Genomic DNA, 19,363 nt, shown 5'->3' on the forward strand with positions numbered 1-19,363 from the left:
ATTAAACAATGCGCAGACTTAATCCAACCCAGTATTTTTTCTTAAAATGCGGCATTTTTATAGCGGTCATTTTATTGGTCGACCAGTTAAGCGGGCGATTGCTCCATGCCTGTTTTATGCGCGAAATAACGGGCGAATATGCAATTGCAAATCATATTGTTTATCAGGCTCAGGAAGATGTACTCATCCTGGGAAGCTCTCGGGCAGCCCATCATTACAATCCTGAAATTTTAGACCGCTCACTCGCGATGAAATGTTACAATGGAGGCCGCGATGGGCAGGGAATGATTTATTACGAGGCTATGCTTGATCTGGCACTTGAACGACATACCCCACGATTGCTTATTTTGGATGTTAACAACAGGGATTTGGATAATGATCCTGAAAAGAAAGATAACCTATCGTGTCTATTGCCTTACCTCAGTACTTCAAATTCAGTAGAACGGTTTCTGCTGCAAAAAAGTTCATTTGAACTCTTAAAAGCATCAATGCAGACTTACAGATACAATGGACAGTTATTTTCCATGGTACAGCATACCTTGTTTTCCAAATTTTCGACTCCTGATATTGCCGGATACAGGCCATTAACAGGTAGGTTGAAAGCGGGAAGTTTACCCAAAAAAGCTAGGGCTGTACAAAAAGAAGAAATGGATGCTGAAAATATCCGGTCATTGGAAAATATTATTGTGAACTGCCGTAAAAACAACATCAGGTTATTTGTATTCATTTCCCCAAGATACTCGCTCGATCCAACTACCACAACCGTAAAAAAGGTGAGGGAAATTTGCAAACTTATGGGAATCGATTTTTCTGACTATACAAGCAACAGGGAATTTGCGCATTGGCAATATTTTGCAGATGCTTCACATCTGAATGATAAGGGAACCGATTTATATTCAAAAACCGTTGCTTCGCATATTTTAAAATCGGATGTCAAAGACTTTTCTAGATCAGCCAAACGATGAAAAAGAAAGTGTTCTTTGTGGTCAGTTCGCTAGGTGCCGGAGGTTCGGAGCGTGTGTTCTGGTTACTTGCCCAGGGATTTGATAAGATCCAATTCGAGGTTTTTATTGTGTATTTAGGTGGCGAAAAGGACGTGTTCTCAACCAATCTGGAAAACGTAAGGGTAATTAATCTGATGACTTTCCGTGCTTCGAGGTCTTTCGGTAAACTCCTTGCTTTGATCAAAAAGGATCGGCCATACGCCATCTTTTCGACGGGGGCGCACATCAATGTACTGATTGCAGTGATATCCCTGTTTGTTAAAATTCCATTCATCATTGCAAGAGAATCAAATGTATACCGCGAAATGGCTCAGGTCAATAACGTGAAACAGCTACTTTGGGTGCCCATGATCGAAATTTTTTATCGCCGGTTTAACAAAATCGTATGTCAGTCGGCAGAAATCAGTTCCTCTTTTTTAAATACTTTTAAGATCCCCAAAAACAGGTTAATCACCATTCCCAATCCCGTTAAAGCACCGCTTCCCGATATCACTAATATAAAAAATGATTTAAACGGGAAAATGAAAATACTTATTGTGGCTAGGCTTGCTACCGAAAAAATGCACAGCCGTTTACTCAATATTTTTGCAGGGCTGCCGAACAATTTTCACCTGAGCATTGCCGGAGACGGACCTTGCAGGGCAGCCATTACCAAACAGATTAATGCGCTAGGCATTGCAGACCGGGTGTGTATGCTTGGAGAAATTGAGGATGTAGATAGGCTTTACCAAAATCACCAGCTCTGTCTGCTTACCTCAGTTACTGAAGGTTTTCCAAATGCCTTGTTGGAGTCAATTGCCAATGGCACTCCGGTAGTGGCCTTTAGGGTTGGGGGGCTGTCTAATCTGGTGATAGAAGGCTTTAACGGATATACCATCGATCAACATGATGATGGTGCTTATGCCATTCATGTTCAAAAAGCCTGTTCGCAGGTATGGGATCATCAGGCCATGATGGATGATGTTCAGAACCGCTTTTCTCTAAACAAAATTGCAAGCTGCTACCAGTCATTGATCAGTTAAATCTTCTTCAAAAAACAAGCTAAAAAGAATAAATTATGTGCGGAATATATGGAACCACCATGGCCGTTGGTGATGAAATGGTATTGGCCAAATTGGACAGGGCCAGATTCAGAGGTCCCGATTTCTCTAATTTTGAGCGGAGCGAAGGCGTAGTGCTGGGGCATAACCGGCTGGCCATTATCGATATTGATCCGCGCTCCAACCAGCCATTTTCGTATGGCTATCTCAAAATTGTTTTCAATGGTGAAATATATAATTATCGCGAACTGCGCAAAACGCTGATGGAATTAGGACATCATTTCCATACCACCTGCGATACCGAAGTAATCTGTGCGGCTTACATGGAGTATGGTGCAAATTGCGTCGAGTATTTTAACGGAATGTTTGCTTTTGTGATACACGATATGCAAAAAGGGCTACTTTTTGGTGCAAGGGATAGGTTAGGCAAAAAACCGCTTTACTATTACAATGGTGAGGGCTTCGAATTTGCCAGTCAACCTTCCCAGATCAGCATGGATAAAGAACTAAGTATAAATCCTGATGCCATAAGCGCTTACCTCCACTGGAGTTACATTCCGGATCAGTACTGCATCTTCAAAGGCATAGAAAAACTGAAAGCTGGCCATTGTTTTACCTACAACCTGCATAAGTGCATTCTGCTCGAAAGAAAATATTGGGATATGGACCAGCAATCAACGGGTACCTATTCTAAAAGTTATGTGGAGGCAAAAGAGGAGCTGGGATTACTGATACATGATGCCGTACGGATCCGCCTTCATGCGGATGTACCATTGGGTATTTTCCTCTCCGGCGGAATCGACTCCTCTCTGATAGCCGGTTTAGCCGCGAAGGAAAATGCATTGACCAAGACCTTTTGTATCCGCTTTGAAGATAAAAACCTTGATGAAAGCATACATGCAGAAAAAATCGCTCATTACTTAGGAACTAAGCACCAAACCATTACCTGTTTACATTCGGACGGATTGGACATGCTCGAAAATTACGGGTGTTTTTTTGACGAACCCTTTGCAGATCCAAGCGCGATACCGCTGATGTTATTGGCCAAACACACTAAAAAACATGTAACAGTAGCGCTTAGTGGAGATGGCGGAGACGAAGGTTTTTTGGGCTATGGCCGGTACGACTGGATGAAAAAAGCCGGCTGGGCCTATCAGCTCCCTTTAAGCATGCGGAGCACATTGTTTTCGCTGGCAAAACTTTCTCCAAATTATCGCCACCGCTTAATTGGTGCCGGCCTGGTTCAAAAGGATCTGGCTTCACTTTACGAAGGGCTATGTACCGGGATGGATACTTCCTGGCTGAGCGAAAAGCATTATCAAACAGATCAGCCCCACCGCTGGCTGCTGGAGCAGGATCAACAACCATTAATGCAACGCTTATCCAATTATGATATCAAAACCTACATGTGTGACGACATTAATACCAAAGTAGATCGGGCAACAATGGCTTACGCTTTAGAGGCACGCGCCCCGCTAATGGATTACAGGGTGATGGAGTTTGCCAACCAGTTACCCGTGCACTATAAAATGGGCGGTAGGTTTGGTAAAAAGCGCATCATAAAGGATCTGCTGTTCGATACGCTGCCCGAAGATTTTTTTAAAAGACCCAAGGCGGGTTTTACACTGCCCATAAAATCGTGGCTCCAAAACGAGCTTAAAGAATATGTACTCGATCACCTGAGCCTTTCATCCCTTAGTGATATTCCTGGGCTTGTGCCTACAAAAGTTAAAACAATGATCGATCTGCACCTCGCTGGCAAGCATAACTACAGCAGCCAGATCTGGTCGGTACTGATGCTTAAAAAATGGCTCGATAACAACAAACTAACACAAAAAAAGATTTTAGTTAACCAATAATGAGAAAATACTTAAATAAGCTCTTTTACTCTGATAAATGGAATATTGGTTATGTAAGCCAATCTGCAGAGTGTTTTATTGAACAAAGGGGACTAAGCGAAAAGGTTACCTGGCTTAACGAAGTGAATGCCGACTATTCTGCCGATCCTTTCGTCATTTTGCACCAATCGAAGGTGTATATCTATTATGAAGAATTAAAAACGATTCTGGGCAGGGGAAAGATAAACGTAATCAGTGGCTTCAATTTCTCGACCAAAAAAAGGGTAAAAGGTTTTGAACCTTATGATATCCACCTTTCTTACCCCTATATTTTTACCGATAAGGAAATCATTTACTGTGTACCCGAAACAGCTACTGCAGAGGAAGTAGCCTTATATCAGGTAAATCCACAGCAAATGAATAAACTGACGAAACTTAGGCTACTTGTTAAAGGTAAGCGGTTTGTAGACAGTTCCATTGTATTCTATGAGGGGAGGTTTTGGTTGTTTACAAGTGTAAGCGGTATGCCAAATGTATTCTACATCTATCATGCAGCCACATTGAAAGATGAGTTTGTACCTCATCAAAAAAATCCGATCGACACCGACAATAAAAATTTTAGAAGTGCAGGCAATCTTTTTGTGGTGGGCAACATGCTTTACCGGCCCACCCAAAACATGGAAATTACCTATGGGGGCTCAGTAATAATCAATCAGATCACAGCGCTCAGTCCGGATCAGTTTGAAAGCGTGGATTTGTTTGAGGTAAAACCAAAAGCACCTTATGATAAAGGATTGCATACGATTAGCCTGTTGGCGGATATCATCGTTTTTGACGGCAAGCGGAGATATTTTTCACCAACGGTGGTTTTCAACAAAATGATCAAAAAGATCATGAACATCCTATAAGCACACTCCTTTAAAGATCAATCATTCATAAACCAAAACCAATAGATATGAAAATTTTAGTAACAGGGTGTGCCGGTTTTATCGGTTTCCACCTTACCCGAGAATTGCTGCAACTGGGCTATGAAGTTACCGGTATCGACAATATTAACGATTATTATGATGTTGGGCTCAAATACGATCGCCTGGGCGAACTTGGTATCAGCCGTGCAGATATAAGTTCAGTTTCATTTTGTTCAAATTTAAAATACCCCAATCTGAAATTCTTTAAAATGGACCTTGTTGATCAGCCTGCAATTTTTTCGCTTTTCGAAAACAGTGGCTTCGACCTGGTTTGCCATTTAGCGGCGCAGGCAGGGGTAAGGTACAGCATTGCCCAACCACAGCGCTATATCGATTCCAATATACAGGGCTTTTTTAATATTTTGGAGGCCAGCAGAAAATCAGCCGTACACCACCTGGTCTACGCCAGTTCATCAAGTGTTTATGGCTTAGGAACCACATTGCCTTTCAGCACCGCTGAAAATACCGATCAGCCTGCCTCACTTTATGCCGCAACCAAAAAATGTAATGAGCTGATGGCACATTCGTATAGCCATGTTTTTGGCATGCCAACAACCGGTTTGAGGTTTTTTACCGTTTACGGTCCATGGGGAAGGCCAGATATGGCCATGTTTCTTTTTACAAGGGCCATTTCCGAACAGAAACCACTTCAGGTATTTAACCAGGGGAATATGAAACGCGATTTTACATACATAGACGATATTGTTGATGGAATAGTGAAAGTAATTGAGAAGGAGGCCAGAGGGGTTGCTAACATAAGGAGAACAGCAACTCCTTACCATGTTTATAACATTGGAAGGGGTAAATCAATACCTTTGGAAGATTTTATTACTGAAATTGAAAAGCAGTTGGGTATAAGTGCCATGCGTGAATTAATGCCCATGCAGGCTGGCGATATTGCCGAAACCTGGTCGGATATCGATGACATGAGAAATGATTTTCGTTACCAGCCACATGTAGATGTAGCTACAGGAGTAAAACATTTTGTTGATTGGTATTCGGTTTATTACGCCAAGCAGAAAGCTCCGCAAGCGTTAAGTGTTTTAGATGAGCCTTTGAGCCAATGAAAACCAACATACTGGTACTTTCGCTCTCTGACCAGATGGGAGGGGCTGAACAGTGCCTCAGATTGATTGCTGCACAAACGAATGCGCAGATGCTCTTTTTACTGAGCGCCAAATCCAGTAAACTTTCAGAAATCGACCCCGAAAAGGCACAATACCTGAGTAGAAGCAGCCTGTTAATGGGTTTCATCAGGCTTCCGTTTGCCCTGTACCGTTATCGTAATTTCACGCTTGTTAGTTCGCATGCTTACCTCAATGCGGTAATCGGGATAATGGGACGTGTGGGTTATTTGAAAGGTGTTCTCATTGTGAGAGAATCTACTTCAATATTTGAAAGATACAACGGCTTAAAAAAACGGCTTTATCTGATACTTTATAGATTAGGTTATCCTGCATTGGATCGGGTAATCTGCCAGAGCAATGCAATGGCCAGTCAACTGTTGGCCAACGCACCATACCTTGGTAAAAATGTGGTTAAGGTGATTCCTAACCCGTTAAATCTTGATAAAGCACTGGAGCTGGCAGCAATTAAAAGTTCGCCGGTTGTGGGACAATATATATGCGCTGCAGGTAGGCTCATTGCTATAAAGGGCTTTGATTTCTTGATCAAGGCATTTTCGCGGTTATTGGTACAGCACCCTGGTTTGCGCCTGGTTATTTTGGGCGCCGGACCACTACATGCCAAACTCAGTTTATTGATTCATGAGCTGGGGATAGAAAAAAACGTAATGCTGATCGGTTATCAGGAAAATCCATATCCCTATTTTAAATCGGCAAGGGTATGCGTCATCCCATCCATTATGGAGGGTTTTCCGAATGTGTTGCTGCAAATGATGGCCGTAAACGATTCGGTAATGAGTACACGTTGTGCTGGGGGTATTGACGAGATTCCCGGCATCATCAAGGTCAATCCCCGATCAGTAAATGAACTTTATGCAGGGTTACAGGAGGCGATGTTGAAAAAAAAAACTGAACGTTCAGCGGTGGACGCCTTTCTGACAGAACGAAACCCGAACACCTTTATCCACAATATATTCTCCGGATTGCCAGCCCACTAAATTAAGATGCTGATCTACCGGTTAGTATTCCCGATTGCCAAACAATTAAAAAATGAAAGATTCACTTCTGCTCATCATGACCCCAAATATGAGCCTTGCACAGTGGCACAGGGCGGGATTGCTCTCGAGGGAACTTGATATTTACCAAAAAATATGCGCTGCAACCGGGCTTCGGCTCATTGTTTACAGTTACGGCAGAGACGAACAACACTTTTTAACAGGTATTGCAGGGGCTAGTGTGCTCCAGATGCCAGGATGGATTCCAAAAGGAATTCCATTTTCAATACAAAATTTGTTGTATCATTTGATTTCGCCGGTACTATACTTTAGCAGTTTTAAAAGAATAAAAATCGCCAAAACAAACCAGTATGCTGCCAGTGCATTTGGACTTTTGATCAAATTGCTTTTCAATATACAGCTTGTGATCAGAATGGGCTATTACCATACCCATTTGAAACCCCGTGGGCGGTTATGGCATTTGATGGAAAAAATAGCTTTCTCTTATTGCGACCGGATTTTGGTGACCTCAAAAAGTGCCGAACGTTTTATTAAAGAGGAATATCGCATTGATCCGGATAAAATAACAACCATTCATAATTCGATTGACCTTGAACTTTTTAAACCCATCAATATGCCAAAACAAGTAGATGTACTTTTTGTGGGAAGGTTGGAAAAGGTGAAAAATATTGGATTACTTACTGATTTTCTGAAGAAAACGAGTTGTAGCGTGTTGGTCATTGGTGATGGCTCACTATCTGGTGAAATCGAAGCAATAACCCAAATAAAAAACAACATTAAATGGATCAAAAGGGTAGATAACAAAGCACTTCCCCAATACTATAACCTTGCCAGGGTGTATATCCTTATATCCGAGTACGAAGGTAATCCAAAAAGCCTGTTAGAGGCCATGTCATGCGGGCTTCCCTGTATCGGGACCAATGTGCCCGGGATAGCCGAATGCATTAGTCAGGATTACACGGGCCTGTTAATCGGCCAGCATGTAAATGTATTGACCAGCGCGGTAAACCGCTTGTTGTCCAATCCGTTGAAAGCCCAAAAAATTGGTGAAAATGCAAGAGAATGGATTATCGCCTCATGCAACATGCAACAGAACATGATGCAGGAGGCAGAATTTTATAAACCATTGTTAGCAGATTCTCGGATGCCAGAAAACAAAATGTTGATCCAGAACTAAATTAAATACTATGTTGATTTCCGTTATTATGTCGGTTTACAATGCGGAGGAGTACCTCAGTGAAGCCATCGACTCCATTCTCAGCCAAAACCATAAAGACTTCGAACTGATCATTGTTGATGATGGTTCTACAGATCGCAGTGCTGATATTATCAGGCAGTATGCCAGTCTCGACAGTCGCATTATCCTTATTTCCAATGAAAAGAATATTGGCCTTCCAAAATCGTTGAACAAGGCGATAATGTTTTCAAAAGGCGAGTACATTGCCCGTCACGATGCCGACGACAGATCTGCCCCAGAGCGTTTTTCAATTCAGGTGGCTTATGCTACGGCCCATCCCGAAATCGACCTGATTGGCAGTGATTGTTATGTGATCGATATTAACGGCGATATCGTTTGCGAAAACAATAGTTATTCTGCCATTAGCGATCCGTGGACAGACCTCCTGCAAAGACGGGCCATATTTACCCATGGCAGCGCTTTTATAAAAAAATCATCTCTGATCAATGTAGGGCTTTATGACGAAAGGTTCTATTATTCGCAGGATGGCGAGTTATGGCTCCGCTTTCTCTCGCGGGGAGCCGAGGTGCATACCATTGCCAGGCCGCTCTACCATTACCGGGTATTGCCATTACAAACGGTAAAAAAATACAATGCACAAGCTTCTTTTAACGAGGTGAAACACATGATGTATGTTCACCACTCAAGCGATACCGAAATTACTTCAAAACTGGAAGAAATTGCCCGTGCTATTGCTGAAAAGAAACCCCAAACAAGCGTAGAAAATTATAAATCCATTTACTGGAAAACCCTGGCTAATATCGCATATTTTAACAATGCCCGCAGCTGGACCATACCTTATCGCTATTTATTTAAGGCTTTCAGGGAAAATGAGGTGAAGCAAAATACTTTCTACCTTTTAAAATTGGGCATACTGTATTTGATGCCCAGGTTTATCACTGCTAAGCTCCGCAAGCAATGAAGCACAAACTGATGAGGATTACCACTGTACCAATTTCCTTATTGGTGCTGCTCAAAAAACAGCTTGTGTTTATGAGCCAGTATTTTGATGTACTGGCCGTTTCTTCAGCTGGCGATGCGCTGCAACAGGTTGGAAAGGAGGCACCGGTAAGGATTAAGGCCGTAAACATGACCCGCAGGGTAACACCGCTACAGGATCTTGTTGCCATTTTTAAACTCTGCAGGATAATGCTCGCCGAACGCCCCGGTATTGTACATACCCACACCCCCAAAGCGGGCCTGCTTGGTATGATTGCCGCAAAACTTGTAGGGGTGCCCATCAGGCTCCATACGGTAGCGGGTTTGCCTGTTCTCGAAAAAAAAGGATTACTGAAATGGGCTATGGGCATCACTGAAATACTTACTTCGGCCTGCGCTACACACATATATGCCAATTCGCCAAATATGATGCGTTTGATGATAGACCGAAGGTATTGCACAGGTAAAAAAATCAAAGTAATTGGGAGGGGCAGCACAGGAGGAATCGATACCGCAGTGTTTAACCCGGATTTACCAGAAATTATTGCTGCAAAAACTGAAACCAGAATTGCACTGAGACTAAAAGATGAAGCATTTGTTTATTGTTTCATCGGCAGGATGGTTGGCGATAAGGGTATATCAGAACTGGTGAGTGCTTTCTGCAGCCTCTATCAGCAAAATCCACAGATGATCTTATTACTGGTTGGGCCTTTCGAAAACGAACTCGATCCGTTACCCGTAGCCATTCATAAGCTTATTAAAGAACATGAAGGAATCAGGTGGCTGGATTTTCAAACCGACATCCGGAAGTATCTGGCCATCAGTGATGTGTTTGTACTTCCGAGTTACCGCGAGGGTTTTCCCAATGTAATTATGCAGGCTGGGGCTATGGGGGTTCCCTGTATCGTAAGCAACATTAACGGTTGCAACGAAATTATTAATGAGGGCATAAACGGCCTGATCGTGCCTATTAAAAACATTCCCGGTTTAGAGCAGGCCATGGCAAGGCTTCATGCCACACCAACCGAAAGGTTAAACATGGCCACTGCAAGCAGGGCAATTATTCAAAACCGATATGAAAGCGATCTGCTGATTGGACAGATATTTTCAGAGTACCAGCTTCAGATACAGAAATACAACGAAAAAAATTAATAGCTACTCTTTAAAATCATGTACAATTCAAAAATGAAAAGGCTTCTGGATATTTTATTGGCCTTAACCATATTTATTCTGGTGTCGCCAATAATGCTGGTTATTCTCCTGATTTTGCTCTTCACCACAGGAGGCCAACCCATATTTATGCAAGAGCGGGCAGGTAAAAATGAAGGGCCATTTATGCTTTTTAAGTTTAGAACGATGAACTCGTTGAGGGCACCAGATGGAGAACTGGCATCCGATCAGGTTAGGCTGACAGCTTTTGGCCGTTTTCTGCGGAAATCATCGCTTGATGAACTTCCACAACTGATCAATGTGATTTGTGGACAGATGAGCCTGATTGGTCCCCGACCACTCTTTATAAGATATCTGGATTATTACCGGCCAATAGAAAAAAAACGCCACAGCGTTCGCCCGGGTATTTCAGGTTGGGCCCAGGTTAATGGTCGTAACAATGCAAATTGGGACGAGCGCCTCCGTATGGATGTATTTTATGTAGAAAATGTTTCTTTTAAGCTTGATGTGCTTATCATTTATAAAACAGTTATCAATATTATTCTTTCGCGTGATGTGGTTGTGGATGAAACCTATTTGATTGCTGATCTTAATGAGGAAAGGCAGGCACATGTCGTTAGGTAGTTATCGGCTCAAACGCCTTCGAGCTAACGAATGTATAGCTATCGATCATATTGCACTATTGTTACGGAACACTTATCATACTCAGGTTTCTGGTTTTTTTATCTATCACGACCCTAATTACGCTAAATACCTGAGAATGGCCTTACTGGATGAGGATAATTTCTGGATATACCAACTAATTGATCCACTAGAAAAGCAGATGCTGGCTTTTTCCATATTAACCTGTAAAGAGCGGGATGTTTTTCTGAACCAGATTGTTGTTTTGGAGCATTTTAGAGGTGATAACTTGGCTGCAACGCTACTTTCAGGCATTCTAGGATTACTGTTAGAAAAATATGGTAATTATAAATTCAGCTCCCTAAAGCTCGAAACTTTTTACAGCAACCAAAGGGCCATGGCCATTTATCAGCATTGGAAAATGGAAGCCAGCCCAGGCAAAAACTGGTATCTATATGAGTTGCCAGACAAGGATAATCAACTTCATGAGCCCATAACCACCTGTTCTACCATTACCGACCGATACGGTTTCCTTCAGCTTTATGCTAACAACAATCCAATGGGAACGGTGATCAACGGTGATCGGGCAACGATAAATGGAGCACACATCGATGACGCAAAGATTTTAGTAAAGTACCTTAACGGACAGATGGGCATTTCCAAAATCTGCCTGGTTGCTGAGCAACAGCTCCAGCTCCCGTTAATCGATCGAACCATAACCTATTCACTTGGCATTTCCAAATTAAAGGATATGCTCACTACAACAAATTATAAACCATGAACTATACGATTATCAAAATAGAAGAAGGTGATAAATGGAGAGATTACGTGCAAAAGGCTAAATACTACGATTTCTATCATTCCTGGTATTATCACCATAACATTAAAAATGGAGAGGCTTTTCTGTTTGTTTATGAAAAGGAAGCTGCCTTTATCGCCATACCGCTAATTAAAAGGGCCATAAATGGCAGCGAATGCTTCGACCTCACTTCTGCTTACGGATACCTTGGTCCAATCACCAACCTTGATATAGAGACAATTAGCAGTGAGTTCCTGTTGGCCTTTAGAGCAGCATTTCTTGATTTTATGGCGCAGGAGAAAATCGTTTGTGCCTTTAGCAGGTTGCATCCCTTACTGCATCAGGTAGCGCTTTTGAATGATATTGGAGGTGTATATGAGAACGGATCAACCGTTTACATCGATCTAAAAAGCTCCATCGAACAGCAGACCAGGCATTACCGAAAATCTGTTAAAAACTCCATTCATGCCCTTGCCGAATATTCGCCCTCGGTTAAAAGGGTTGAAACAGAAGCAGAGTTGGAAACATTTGTTTCCATCTATACCGAGAATATGAAGCGCATAGGGGCCGATGATTATTATCATTTCGACCTGCAGTATTTTAAAGAGCTGATCGGAGCCGAGGAGTTTTTATCGCTGCCCTTAATGTTGTATCTGGATGGAGTTGCCATTGCGGCAGGATTCTTCGTTTACACCAACGATATTATTCAGGTGCACTTGCTGGCAACCAAAACAGAGTTCCTGCATTTTTCGCCTACAAAATTTCTCATTCATGAGGCAAGCAGGATCGGTAGAGACCATGGGATGAGATATCTTCATTTGGGTGGAGGTGTTGGGGGTAAAAATGATTCACTTTTCTTTTGGAAATCAGGTTTTTCCGACCGCTTGCTTTCGTTCCGCACCTGGAGATACATCAACAATCAGGCAGAATATGACCGGCTTAAAGCCAAAGTGGTTTTACACGAACCTAAAGACAGCGATTTCTTCCCTGCTTATCGCACATTGGAAAAACAGTAACCTGGTAAAATCCAATATCCATTATTAAGAACTTAAATAAGATAAGGTTATGAGTAAAAGAATCTATCTCTCTCCTCCGCACATGAGCGGACAGGAGATCATGTATGTAAAAAATGCATTCGATACCAATTGGGTAGCACCTCTCGGGCCAAATGTTGATGGCTTTGAGATTGATATTGCTGGCTTCCTTGGCGATGGTACACAGGTAGCTGCCTTAAATTCGGGCACAGCTGCCATTCATTTGGGGCTGGTATTGTTGGGGGTGGGGGCAGGTGATGAGGTTATCTGTCAATCACTTACTTTTTCAGCCTCTGCCAACCCTATTTTATACCTTGGCGCTAAGCCAGTGTTTATAGATAGTGAATCTCAAACCTGGAACATGTCACCATTTTTTCTGGAACAGGCCATTAAAAATAGGCTTGAAGCCGGAATAACTCCAAAAGCCATTATTGTGGTACACCTTTATGGCATGCCCGCAATGATAGAAGAGATTGTAGAAATAGGTGAACGGTACGGAATTCCAATTCTGGAAGACGCTGCCGAGGCTTTGGGATCAACATTTAGGGGAGCAAAACTCGGAACTTTTGGTACCATCGGGATCTTTTCTTTTAATGGCAATAAAATCATTACCACTTCAGGTGGCGGGGCAATGGTATCTAAAAGTGCTGCATTGGTGGCAAAGGCCCGTTTTCTGTCCTGTCAGGCAAAAGAATCCTGTGCCTATTTTCAGCATACCGAAATTGGCTACAACTATCGCATGAGCAATATTGCTGCTGGAATTGGCAGGGGACAGATGGAAATGTTGCCCATGAGGATTTCGCAGAGGCGTGCCATATTTAACAGGTACAGGGAAAGCCTTTCGGGTACAATCGGAATCAGTTTTCAGGAAGAACCAAACCATCATTATTTCTCCAACAGGTGGCTTACTGCTTTTGTTGTGAACGAATCGGAACATTTTGAGGTCGAAAATTTCAGGCAGGCACTCGAGGCCGAAAATATTGAAGTGAGGTACATCTGGAAGCCGATGCATCTGCAGCCACTGTTTTCGCAATACCTTTATTTTGGCTCAGGTGTAAGCGATCGCCTTTTTCAGAATGGGATCTGTCTTCCATCAGGATCGGCGATGGACGAAGAAGATATGTCGAGAATTATTGGAGCATTTGAGCGTAATTTTTCGCCGAAACCCATTTACTGCGGAGCTATAATACAAGAAGAATATGGTACGGAAACAAACTGAGGGCAGAACACGCTCGAGATGGTTGATTTTTTTGATTGATCAGGTAATTGTGTGCTGGTCCTTATCGCTTTCCTTATTTGTGGTGATGCAGTTCAATTTTTCGATCGTACAGCGTGGTTATTTTTTTATCTATCTTTTTAGCTACCTGCTTATTACGAGTTCTGTATTCCTAGCGATGCGTATCCATACCGGAATTGTGAGGTACGCTAACCTCGATGATGTATACCGGATTTTTATGGCAACGCTCATATCGGGCATTTGTTACTGGCTATTTATAGAACTCATTGTTACGCCCTATCTCAAAAAAGGGTGGACGGGATTTAATCTTGCGCTAATCTTCAATTTTTTCATCTCCAGTTCATTGCTCATACTGCTGCGGGTTTATGTAAGGCAGGGTTATAACCATTTGCATATCCCGTCAGAGCATAAGGTAGAAACGGTTTTAATTTACAGTAGAACCGGATCGGCCATCATTCTAAAACAGGCACTTGAAGCACAAAGGGAGAACAACTTTAATATTTTGGGATATATTAACAACGATCCGGATAAGGTTGGGAAGTATATCCAGCAGAAAAAAATCTACCATTCCTCATCGATCAGTTGCCTCAAGAAAAAATTTAAGCTCGAAAAGGTACTCATCTGTGGCGATGATCTCGATTATGGCGAGCGGAAAAGCATATTGGACAAGTGCATGACTGAAGATATAAAAGTATCGCTCTTACCGCCTCCGAGCCAATGGGCCTGTGGGAGGTTATCCAATAACCAGATTAAGGAGCTAAACATTAATGACCTGTTACAGCGCGAGCCCATTGTACTCAACAAAGAAAAGATTCTTTCAGAGATTACCGGAAAGCGTGTTTTGGTTACTGGTGCTGCAGGATCTATTGGTTCAGAAATTGTCAGGCAGCTTATCGGCTATTCACCAGAACTGATTATCCTTTGCGACCAGGCAGAATCACCGCTACATGAACTTCAGCTTGAGCTAATGGACCGTTATCCGGATTGCAGGGTGGTCATTTTTATGGCAAATATTCAGGACAGGCTTAGAACTTATCAGCTTTTCGATCTATATCGTCCCGAGCTGGTATTTCATGCAGCGGCCTATAAACACGTTCCATTGATGGAGAACAATCCAACAGAAGCCATTATGACCAATGTTTTTGGAACCAAAAATATCGCTTCGCTGTCCAAACGTTTTAAGGTCGAGAAATTTGTGATGATTTCGACCGATAAAGCCGTTAATCCAACCAATGTAATGGGGGCAACTAAGCGGCTTGCCGAAATCTACATTCAAACCCTGCAAAATGATGAAAACGAAGGTCTTAACCGTACAGGTACACGTTTTATTACCACCAGGTTCGGCAACGTACTGGGATCCAACGGCTCTGTAGTTCCCCGGTTTCGTACCCAGATAGATGCTGGCGGTCCGGTTACCGTTACCCACCCGGAAATTACCAGGTATTTTATGACTATCCCTGAGGCTGTAGAACTGGTGATGGAAGCAGCCTCGATGGGCAAGGGGGGGGAGATTTTTGTTTTTGACATGGGGGAGGCCATAAAAATAGTCGACCTCGCCATTAATATGATTAAACTTGCAGGCCTCGCGCCCAAAAAGGATATAGAGATTGTTTTTACCGGTTTGCGTCCCGGAGAAAAGTTGTACGAGGAACTCCTCAACAACGAAGAGGCAACAATGCCCACCCATCACCGTAAAATTAAAATTGCCCGTGTGAAACATAATTCGTCCGGAGCGGTAGAGGTTTTGTTGGACAATTTATGGAAAGCAAAATGTAGTGGCAATGAGATTGATATGATCGGACTTATTAAAAAAATGATACCCGAATACAGAAGTAATAATTCCGTTTTCGAAACGCTCGACAGTCCCGTGGCAGTTTAATCCGCCTGTGTTTGCTATCCAGAAAACCAATGAAATACTAACCGTCTATAGATTATTTGATTGAACTGAACCAGATAAAATCAGCTATATGAGTTTACACTACGGAGCAATCGTTGAGATGGCTGTGCGCCGCAAATCGGTAAATATAAGCGAGATATCGCGAAGGATGAATGTGAACCGGCGTTCTATTTATAACTGGTTTCAAAAGGATTTCCTCAGCATCGAAATCATTTGCGAAATCGGATACATTATCGACTATGATTTTTCAAATGATTTTCCAGATGAATTCGCACCAGACGGTTTTGCCAATCCCAATCATCCAATGGGCTATAAGAGCAGAAGAAATGGAGAACAGGCTTATTCCACCCATTTTTGGATGAATAAATACATTGTTTTATTGGAAAAATATAATAATCTACTGATGGACTATGCCCGGGAAACCCAGGCGAAGGATGGTACAGACCCAACCTGAAAATATTGTAAGGCATTTTAAAGGTCAAAACCTGCAAAAATGTGTTTCAATGCTCAAGCGTACAAAATCTTTAAACTAAATTAATATGTGTGGAATAGTTGGTTATATAGGAAACAGGGAGGCATTCCCTGTCCTGATTAATGGTTTGCGCCGTTTAGAATACCGTGGTTACGATAGTGCCGGAATTGCCTTTCTTGATGATAGGCTAAAAGTCGTTAAAAAATCGGGAAAGGTTGCCGTTCTCGAAGCTGCCTGTAACAATATCAAAATTACCTCCAGAATTGGCATTGCCCATACCCGATGGGCTACTCATGGAGCACCAAGCGATGCCAATGCGCACCCTCATATTTCTCCGAACGGAAAACTGGCCATTGTACATAACGGGATTTTCGAAAACTATGCATCGCTGAAAACAGCCCTTTTATCTAAAGGGCATGTATTTACCAGCGAAACTGATACTGAAGTGCTGATACATTTGATTGAGGAAGTACAAGAACATACAGGACTTGATCTTGCCGAATCTGTTCGGCTGGCATTACACAATGTTACCGGAGCCTATGCTATTGTGATTATAGATGAGGATAATCCAGGTCGACTGATTGCCGCCAGAAAAGGCAGTCCTTTGGTGATAGGTGTCGGTAAAAATGAATATTTTGTAGCCTCCGATGCTACTCCACTTATCGAATATACCAAAAATATTGTCTATCTGAACGATAATGAAATTGCTTGCGTAGCTTATGATGGAATTAGTATTTTTAATCTTGATAACATACCGCAGGTACCTTTTGTACAGGAACTGGAAATGGAAATTGAAATGCTTGAAAAAGGTGGTTATAGCCATTTTATGCTTAAAGAGATCCACGAACAGGCAAAATCGATCCGTGAATGCATGCGGGGCAGGGTTTACCCTGAACAGGGTAAAATTGCCTTGGGTGGCATTGCTTCCTTTGATGGTTTATTGAAAAACGCAGAAAGGATTGTTATCGTGGCCTGCGGTACCTCCTGGCATGCAGGATTAATTGGCGAATACCTGATTGAAAAATATGCCCGTATTCCCGTTGAGGTTGAATATGCTTCCGAATTTAGGTACCGCGATCCTGTGATTCGCAGCAACGACCTTGTAATTGCTATATCCCAGTCAGGCGAGACCGCAGATACCCTTGCTGCAATTGATTTGGCTAAAAATATGGGCGCTGTTGTTTTGGGGGTATGTAATGTAGTGGGTTCATCCGTATCGCGGGCCACAGACGGAGGAATTTATACGCACGTAGGCCCCGAAGTGGGTGTAGCATCTACCAAGGCATTTTCTGGTCAGGTAACGGTACTCACCATGTTGGCGCTCTATCTTGCACAGCTCAAAGAAACCTTATCAAAAGAAGAACTTAGTAATTGTATTCATTCCCTTTGGAAATTGCCCGAATTTGTTGAAGAGACATTGCAGTGTGAAGATCAGGTACAGCGCATTGCTTCCGGAATGTTGCGTAGCAGGAACTGTATTTACCTCGGAAGAGGATGTGCCTTTCCGGTAGCGCTGGAGGGTGCCCTCAAACTTAAAGAAATCTCGTATATCCATGCAGAAGGGTACCCGGCTGCCGAAATGAAACATGGCCCAATTGCCCTTATTGATAAAGAAATGACGGTTATTTTTATTGCTACCAATCATTCCTACCATGAAAAAATAATCAACAATATACAGGAGGTGAGGGCAAGAAAAGGCAAGGTTATCGCCATTGTTTCTAATGCTGGAGGAGAAGTGGCCGCGCTTTCTGATGAGGTTGTTCAAATACCTCATTCAGATGAATTTTTGCTGCCCATCCTTGCAGCCATCCCACTCCAGTTATTGGCCTACCATGTGGCCTTGATCAGGGGGTGCAATGTAGATCAGCCCAGAAACTTGGCTAAATCTGTTACAGTGGAATAGTTCACTCTCTTATTTCCCGATTATTATGAAAAAAATTAAGTTCTCCCTCATCGACATCAATTCTTCCATCACCAAAAATAGGGATAAAATCATTTTTCTGGCTTGTGTAATCAGCATTATTTCGATTATGCTGCTTGCCACCTTGCTGGCCGTTAAGCATTAGTTAACAGAAAACCAGACGCAGATGTTAAAAATTATTATAGTCGAATCGCACATTATCATTCTTGATCACCTTAAAACATTGCTTTCAGATCAAACTGCTTTTAAGGTGGTGGAGGTGGTAAGCTCTGGCAACGGACTAGTAGAATTACTGCTTTCTGGAGTCGGTGTAGATCTGATTATGGCTGGCTTGTACAAAACAAAAGGAAATAACCTGGAGTGGCTGTTGGAGGCAAAACGCCTAAGGCCAGGCTTACCTATACTGGTGATCAGTAATGTGGCAATTGCTACACAGATCAGGGAGGTTTTTCTTGCCGGTGCTTCAGGTTACTTACTGAGTAATATAGGAAGGGACGAGCTGTTTTTTTGTATCCGCCACACTGCTTTGGGTGGAGAATACATTTCGAGCCAATTGGCTGTGAGGGCATTTAAAGAACTATTTTTGTCGCCACAACAAAATTTCTTAAGCGAAAACGGGCGTTACTCGGTCATGGAGGTTCGGCTTTTGCAGGCCATTTCGGATGGATTAAGCAGTCAGGAAATTGCAGATACATTCTTTTTAAGCAGGAGAAGTATTGAAAGTAGGAGAGCTGCATTATTGGCAAAGGCCGGGGTAACCAATACCGCCTCGCTGATTAAATTTGCAGCGCTTAATGGATTGGTTAATTAATTTTATCTTTAAGAACATGGTTCTTAATATATTTCCAATGATGTCTTGCGGATATTTGATAATTTTCTGACAACCAACGTGACTGCTATGTCCTGGAGACTAAGTCAATATTGGGTTCTAGCAGTTCTAGTATGCTGATTTCTTACAGATTTTCTTTATCCTTTGGTAGAATTATTTTGTTTTGGCAAAAGAAATTATTTCAGGATATAATTGATTGCTTTTAGGGCATCTAAGA

18 protein-coding genes are annotated in these 19,363 nt (G+C 42.4%); all 18 read left to right on the forward strand.

All coding sequences use genetic code 11. The features are described from left to right. Positions 1–8 precede the first annotated feature (8 nt). The gene (locus AC04Q1_RS00360) at positions 9–965 is read left to right on the forward strand and encodes a hypothetical protein (protein WP_478360733.1); all 957 of its coding nucleotides are present in this window, start codon (positions 9–11) and stop codon (positions 963–965) included. Then, entirely contained in the window at positions 962–2,026 is a 1,065-nt protein-coding gene (locus tag AC04Q1_RS00365) for a glycosyltransferase (RefSeq protein WP_478360734.1), read from the forward strand. The genes AC04Q1_RS00360 and AC04Q1_RS00365 overlap by 4 nt, the downstream gene beginning before the upstream one ends. Before the next feature lie 35 nt (positions 2,027–2,061). Beyond that, the gene (gene asnB, locus AC04Q1_RS00370; RefSeq protein ID WP_478360736.1) at positions 2,062–3,903 is read left to right on the forward strand and encodes an asparagine synthase (glutamine-hydrolyzing); all 1,842 of its coding nucleotides are present in this window, start codon (positions 2,062–2,064) and stop codon (positions 3,901–3,903) included. Next, the gene (locus AC04Q1_RS00375; protein WP_478360738.1) at positions 3,903–4,790 is read left to right on the forward strand and encodes a glucosamine inositolphosphorylceramide transferase family protein; all 888 of its coding nucleotides are present in this window, start codon (positions 3,903–3,905) and stop codon (positions 4,788–4,790) included. The genes asnB and AC04Q1_RS00375 overlap by 1 nt, the downstream gene beginning before the upstream one ends. 47 nt (positions 4,791–4,837) lie before the next feature. Continuing rightward, positions 4,838–5,917, forward strand: coding sequence for an NAD-dependent epimerase/dehydratase family protein (locus AC04Q1_RS00380; protein WP_478360740.1), 1,080 nt, complete (start codon positions 4,838–4,840; stop codon positions 5,915–5,917). Then, positions 5,914–6,972 carry a glycosyltransferase gene (locus tag AC04Q1_RS00385; protein ID WP_478360742.1) on the forward strand — a complete coding sequence of 353 codons (1,059 nt, stop codon included), beginning with the start codon at positions 5,914–5,916 and terminating at the stop codon, positions 6,970–6,972. The genes AC04Q1_RS00380 and AC04Q1_RS00385 overlap by 4 nt, the downstream gene beginning before the upstream one ends. Before the next feature lie 52 nt (positions 6,973–7,024). Beyond that, complete coding sequence (locus tag AC04Q1_RS00390; RefSeq protein ID WP_478360744.1) at positions 7,025–8,167, forward strand: glycosyltransferase family 4 protein; 1,143 nt, start codon at positions 7,025–7,027, stop codon at positions 8,165–8,167. A 10-nt stretch (positions 8,168–8,177) separates the two neighbouring features. Further along, positions 8,178–9,149, forward strand: a complete 972-nt coding sequence (locus tag AC04Q1_RS00395; protein ID WP_478360746.1) for a glycosyltransferase — start codon at positions 8,178–8,180, stop codon at positions 9,147–9,149. Beyond that, positions 9,146–10,318, forward strand: coding sequence for a glycosyltransferase family 4 protein (locus AC04Q1_RS00400; protein WP_478360748.1), 1,173 nt, complete (start codon positions 9,146–9,148; stop codon positions 10,316–10,318). Before AC04Q1_RS00395 ends, AC04Q1_RS00400 begins: the two co-directional genes overlap by 4 nt. Before the next feature lie 18 nt (positions 10,319–10,336). Continuing rightward, positions 10,337–10,960: a sugar transferase gene (locus AC04Q1_RS00405; RefSeq protein WP_478360750.1), complete on the forward strand. Its 624-nt coding sequence runs from the start codon at positions 10,337–10,339 to the stop codon at positions 10,958–10,960. Then, positions 10,929–11,738 (forward strand): hypothetical protein, encoded by an 810-nt coding sequence (locus AC04Q1_RS00410; protein WP_478360752.1) that lies wholly within the window; start codon positions 10,929–10,931, stop codon positions 11,736–11,738. The genes AC04Q1_RS00405 and AC04Q1_RS00410 overlap by 32 nt, the downstream gene beginning before the upstream one ends. After that, positions 11,735–12,772 (forward strand): GNAT family N-acetyltransferase, encoded by a 1,038-nt coding sequence (locus AC04Q1_RS00415; protein WP_478360754.1) that lies wholly within the window; start codon positions 11,735–11,737, stop codon positions 12,770–12,772. Before AC04Q1_RS00410 ends, AC04Q1_RS00415 begins: the two co-directional genes overlap by 4 nt. Before the next feature lie 49 nt (positions 12,773–12,821). Then, positions 12,822–14,009, forward strand: coding sequence for a DegT/DnrJ/EryC1/StrS family aminotransferase (locus AC04Q1_RS00420; protein WP_478360756.1), 1,188 nt, complete (start codon positions 12,822–12,824; stop codon positions 14,007–14,009). Next, the gene (locus AC04Q1_RS00425) at positions 13,990–15,906 is read left to right on the forward strand and encodes a polysaccharide biosynthesis protein (protein ID WP_478360758.1); all 1,917 of its coding nucleotides are present in this window, start codon (positions 13,990–13,992) and stop codon (positions 15,904–15,906) included. The genes AC04Q1_RS00420 and AC04Q1_RS00425 overlap by 20 nt, the downstream gene beginning before the upstream one ends. Positions 15,907–15,994: 88 nt before the next feature. Beyond that, the gene (locus tag AC04Q1_RS00430) at positions 15,995–16,378 is read left to right on the forward strand and encodes a hypothetical protein (protein ID WP_478360760.1); all 384 of its coding nucleotides are present in this window, start codon (positions 15,995–15,997) and stop codon (positions 16,376–16,378) included. A gap of 85 nt (positions 16,379–16,463) precedes the next feature. Beyond that, complete coding sequence (gene glmS / locus AC04Q1_RS00435; RefSeq protein WP_478360762.1) at positions 16,464–18,299, forward strand: glutamine--fructose-6-phosphate transaminase (isomerizing); 1,836 nt, start codon at positions 16,464–16,466, stop codon at positions 18,297–18,299. A gap of 25 nt (positions 18,300–18,324) precedes the next feature. After that, positions 18,325–18,462, forward strand: coding sequence for a hypothetical protein (locus AC04Q1_RS00440; protein ID WP_478360764.1), 138 nt, complete (start codon positions 18,325–18,327; stop codon positions 18,460–18,462). A gap of 21 nt (positions 18,463–18,483) precedes the next feature. Beyond that, positions 18,484–19,128, forward strand: a complete 645-nt coding sequence (locus tag AC04Q1_RS00445) for a LuxR C-terminal-related transcriptional regulator (RefSeq protein WP_478360766.1) — start codon at positions 18,484–18,486, stop codon at positions 19,126–19,128. Positions 19,129–19,363 lie beyond the last annotated feature (235 nt).

The sequence above is a fragment of the Pedobacter humicola genome (assembly GCF_056490705.1).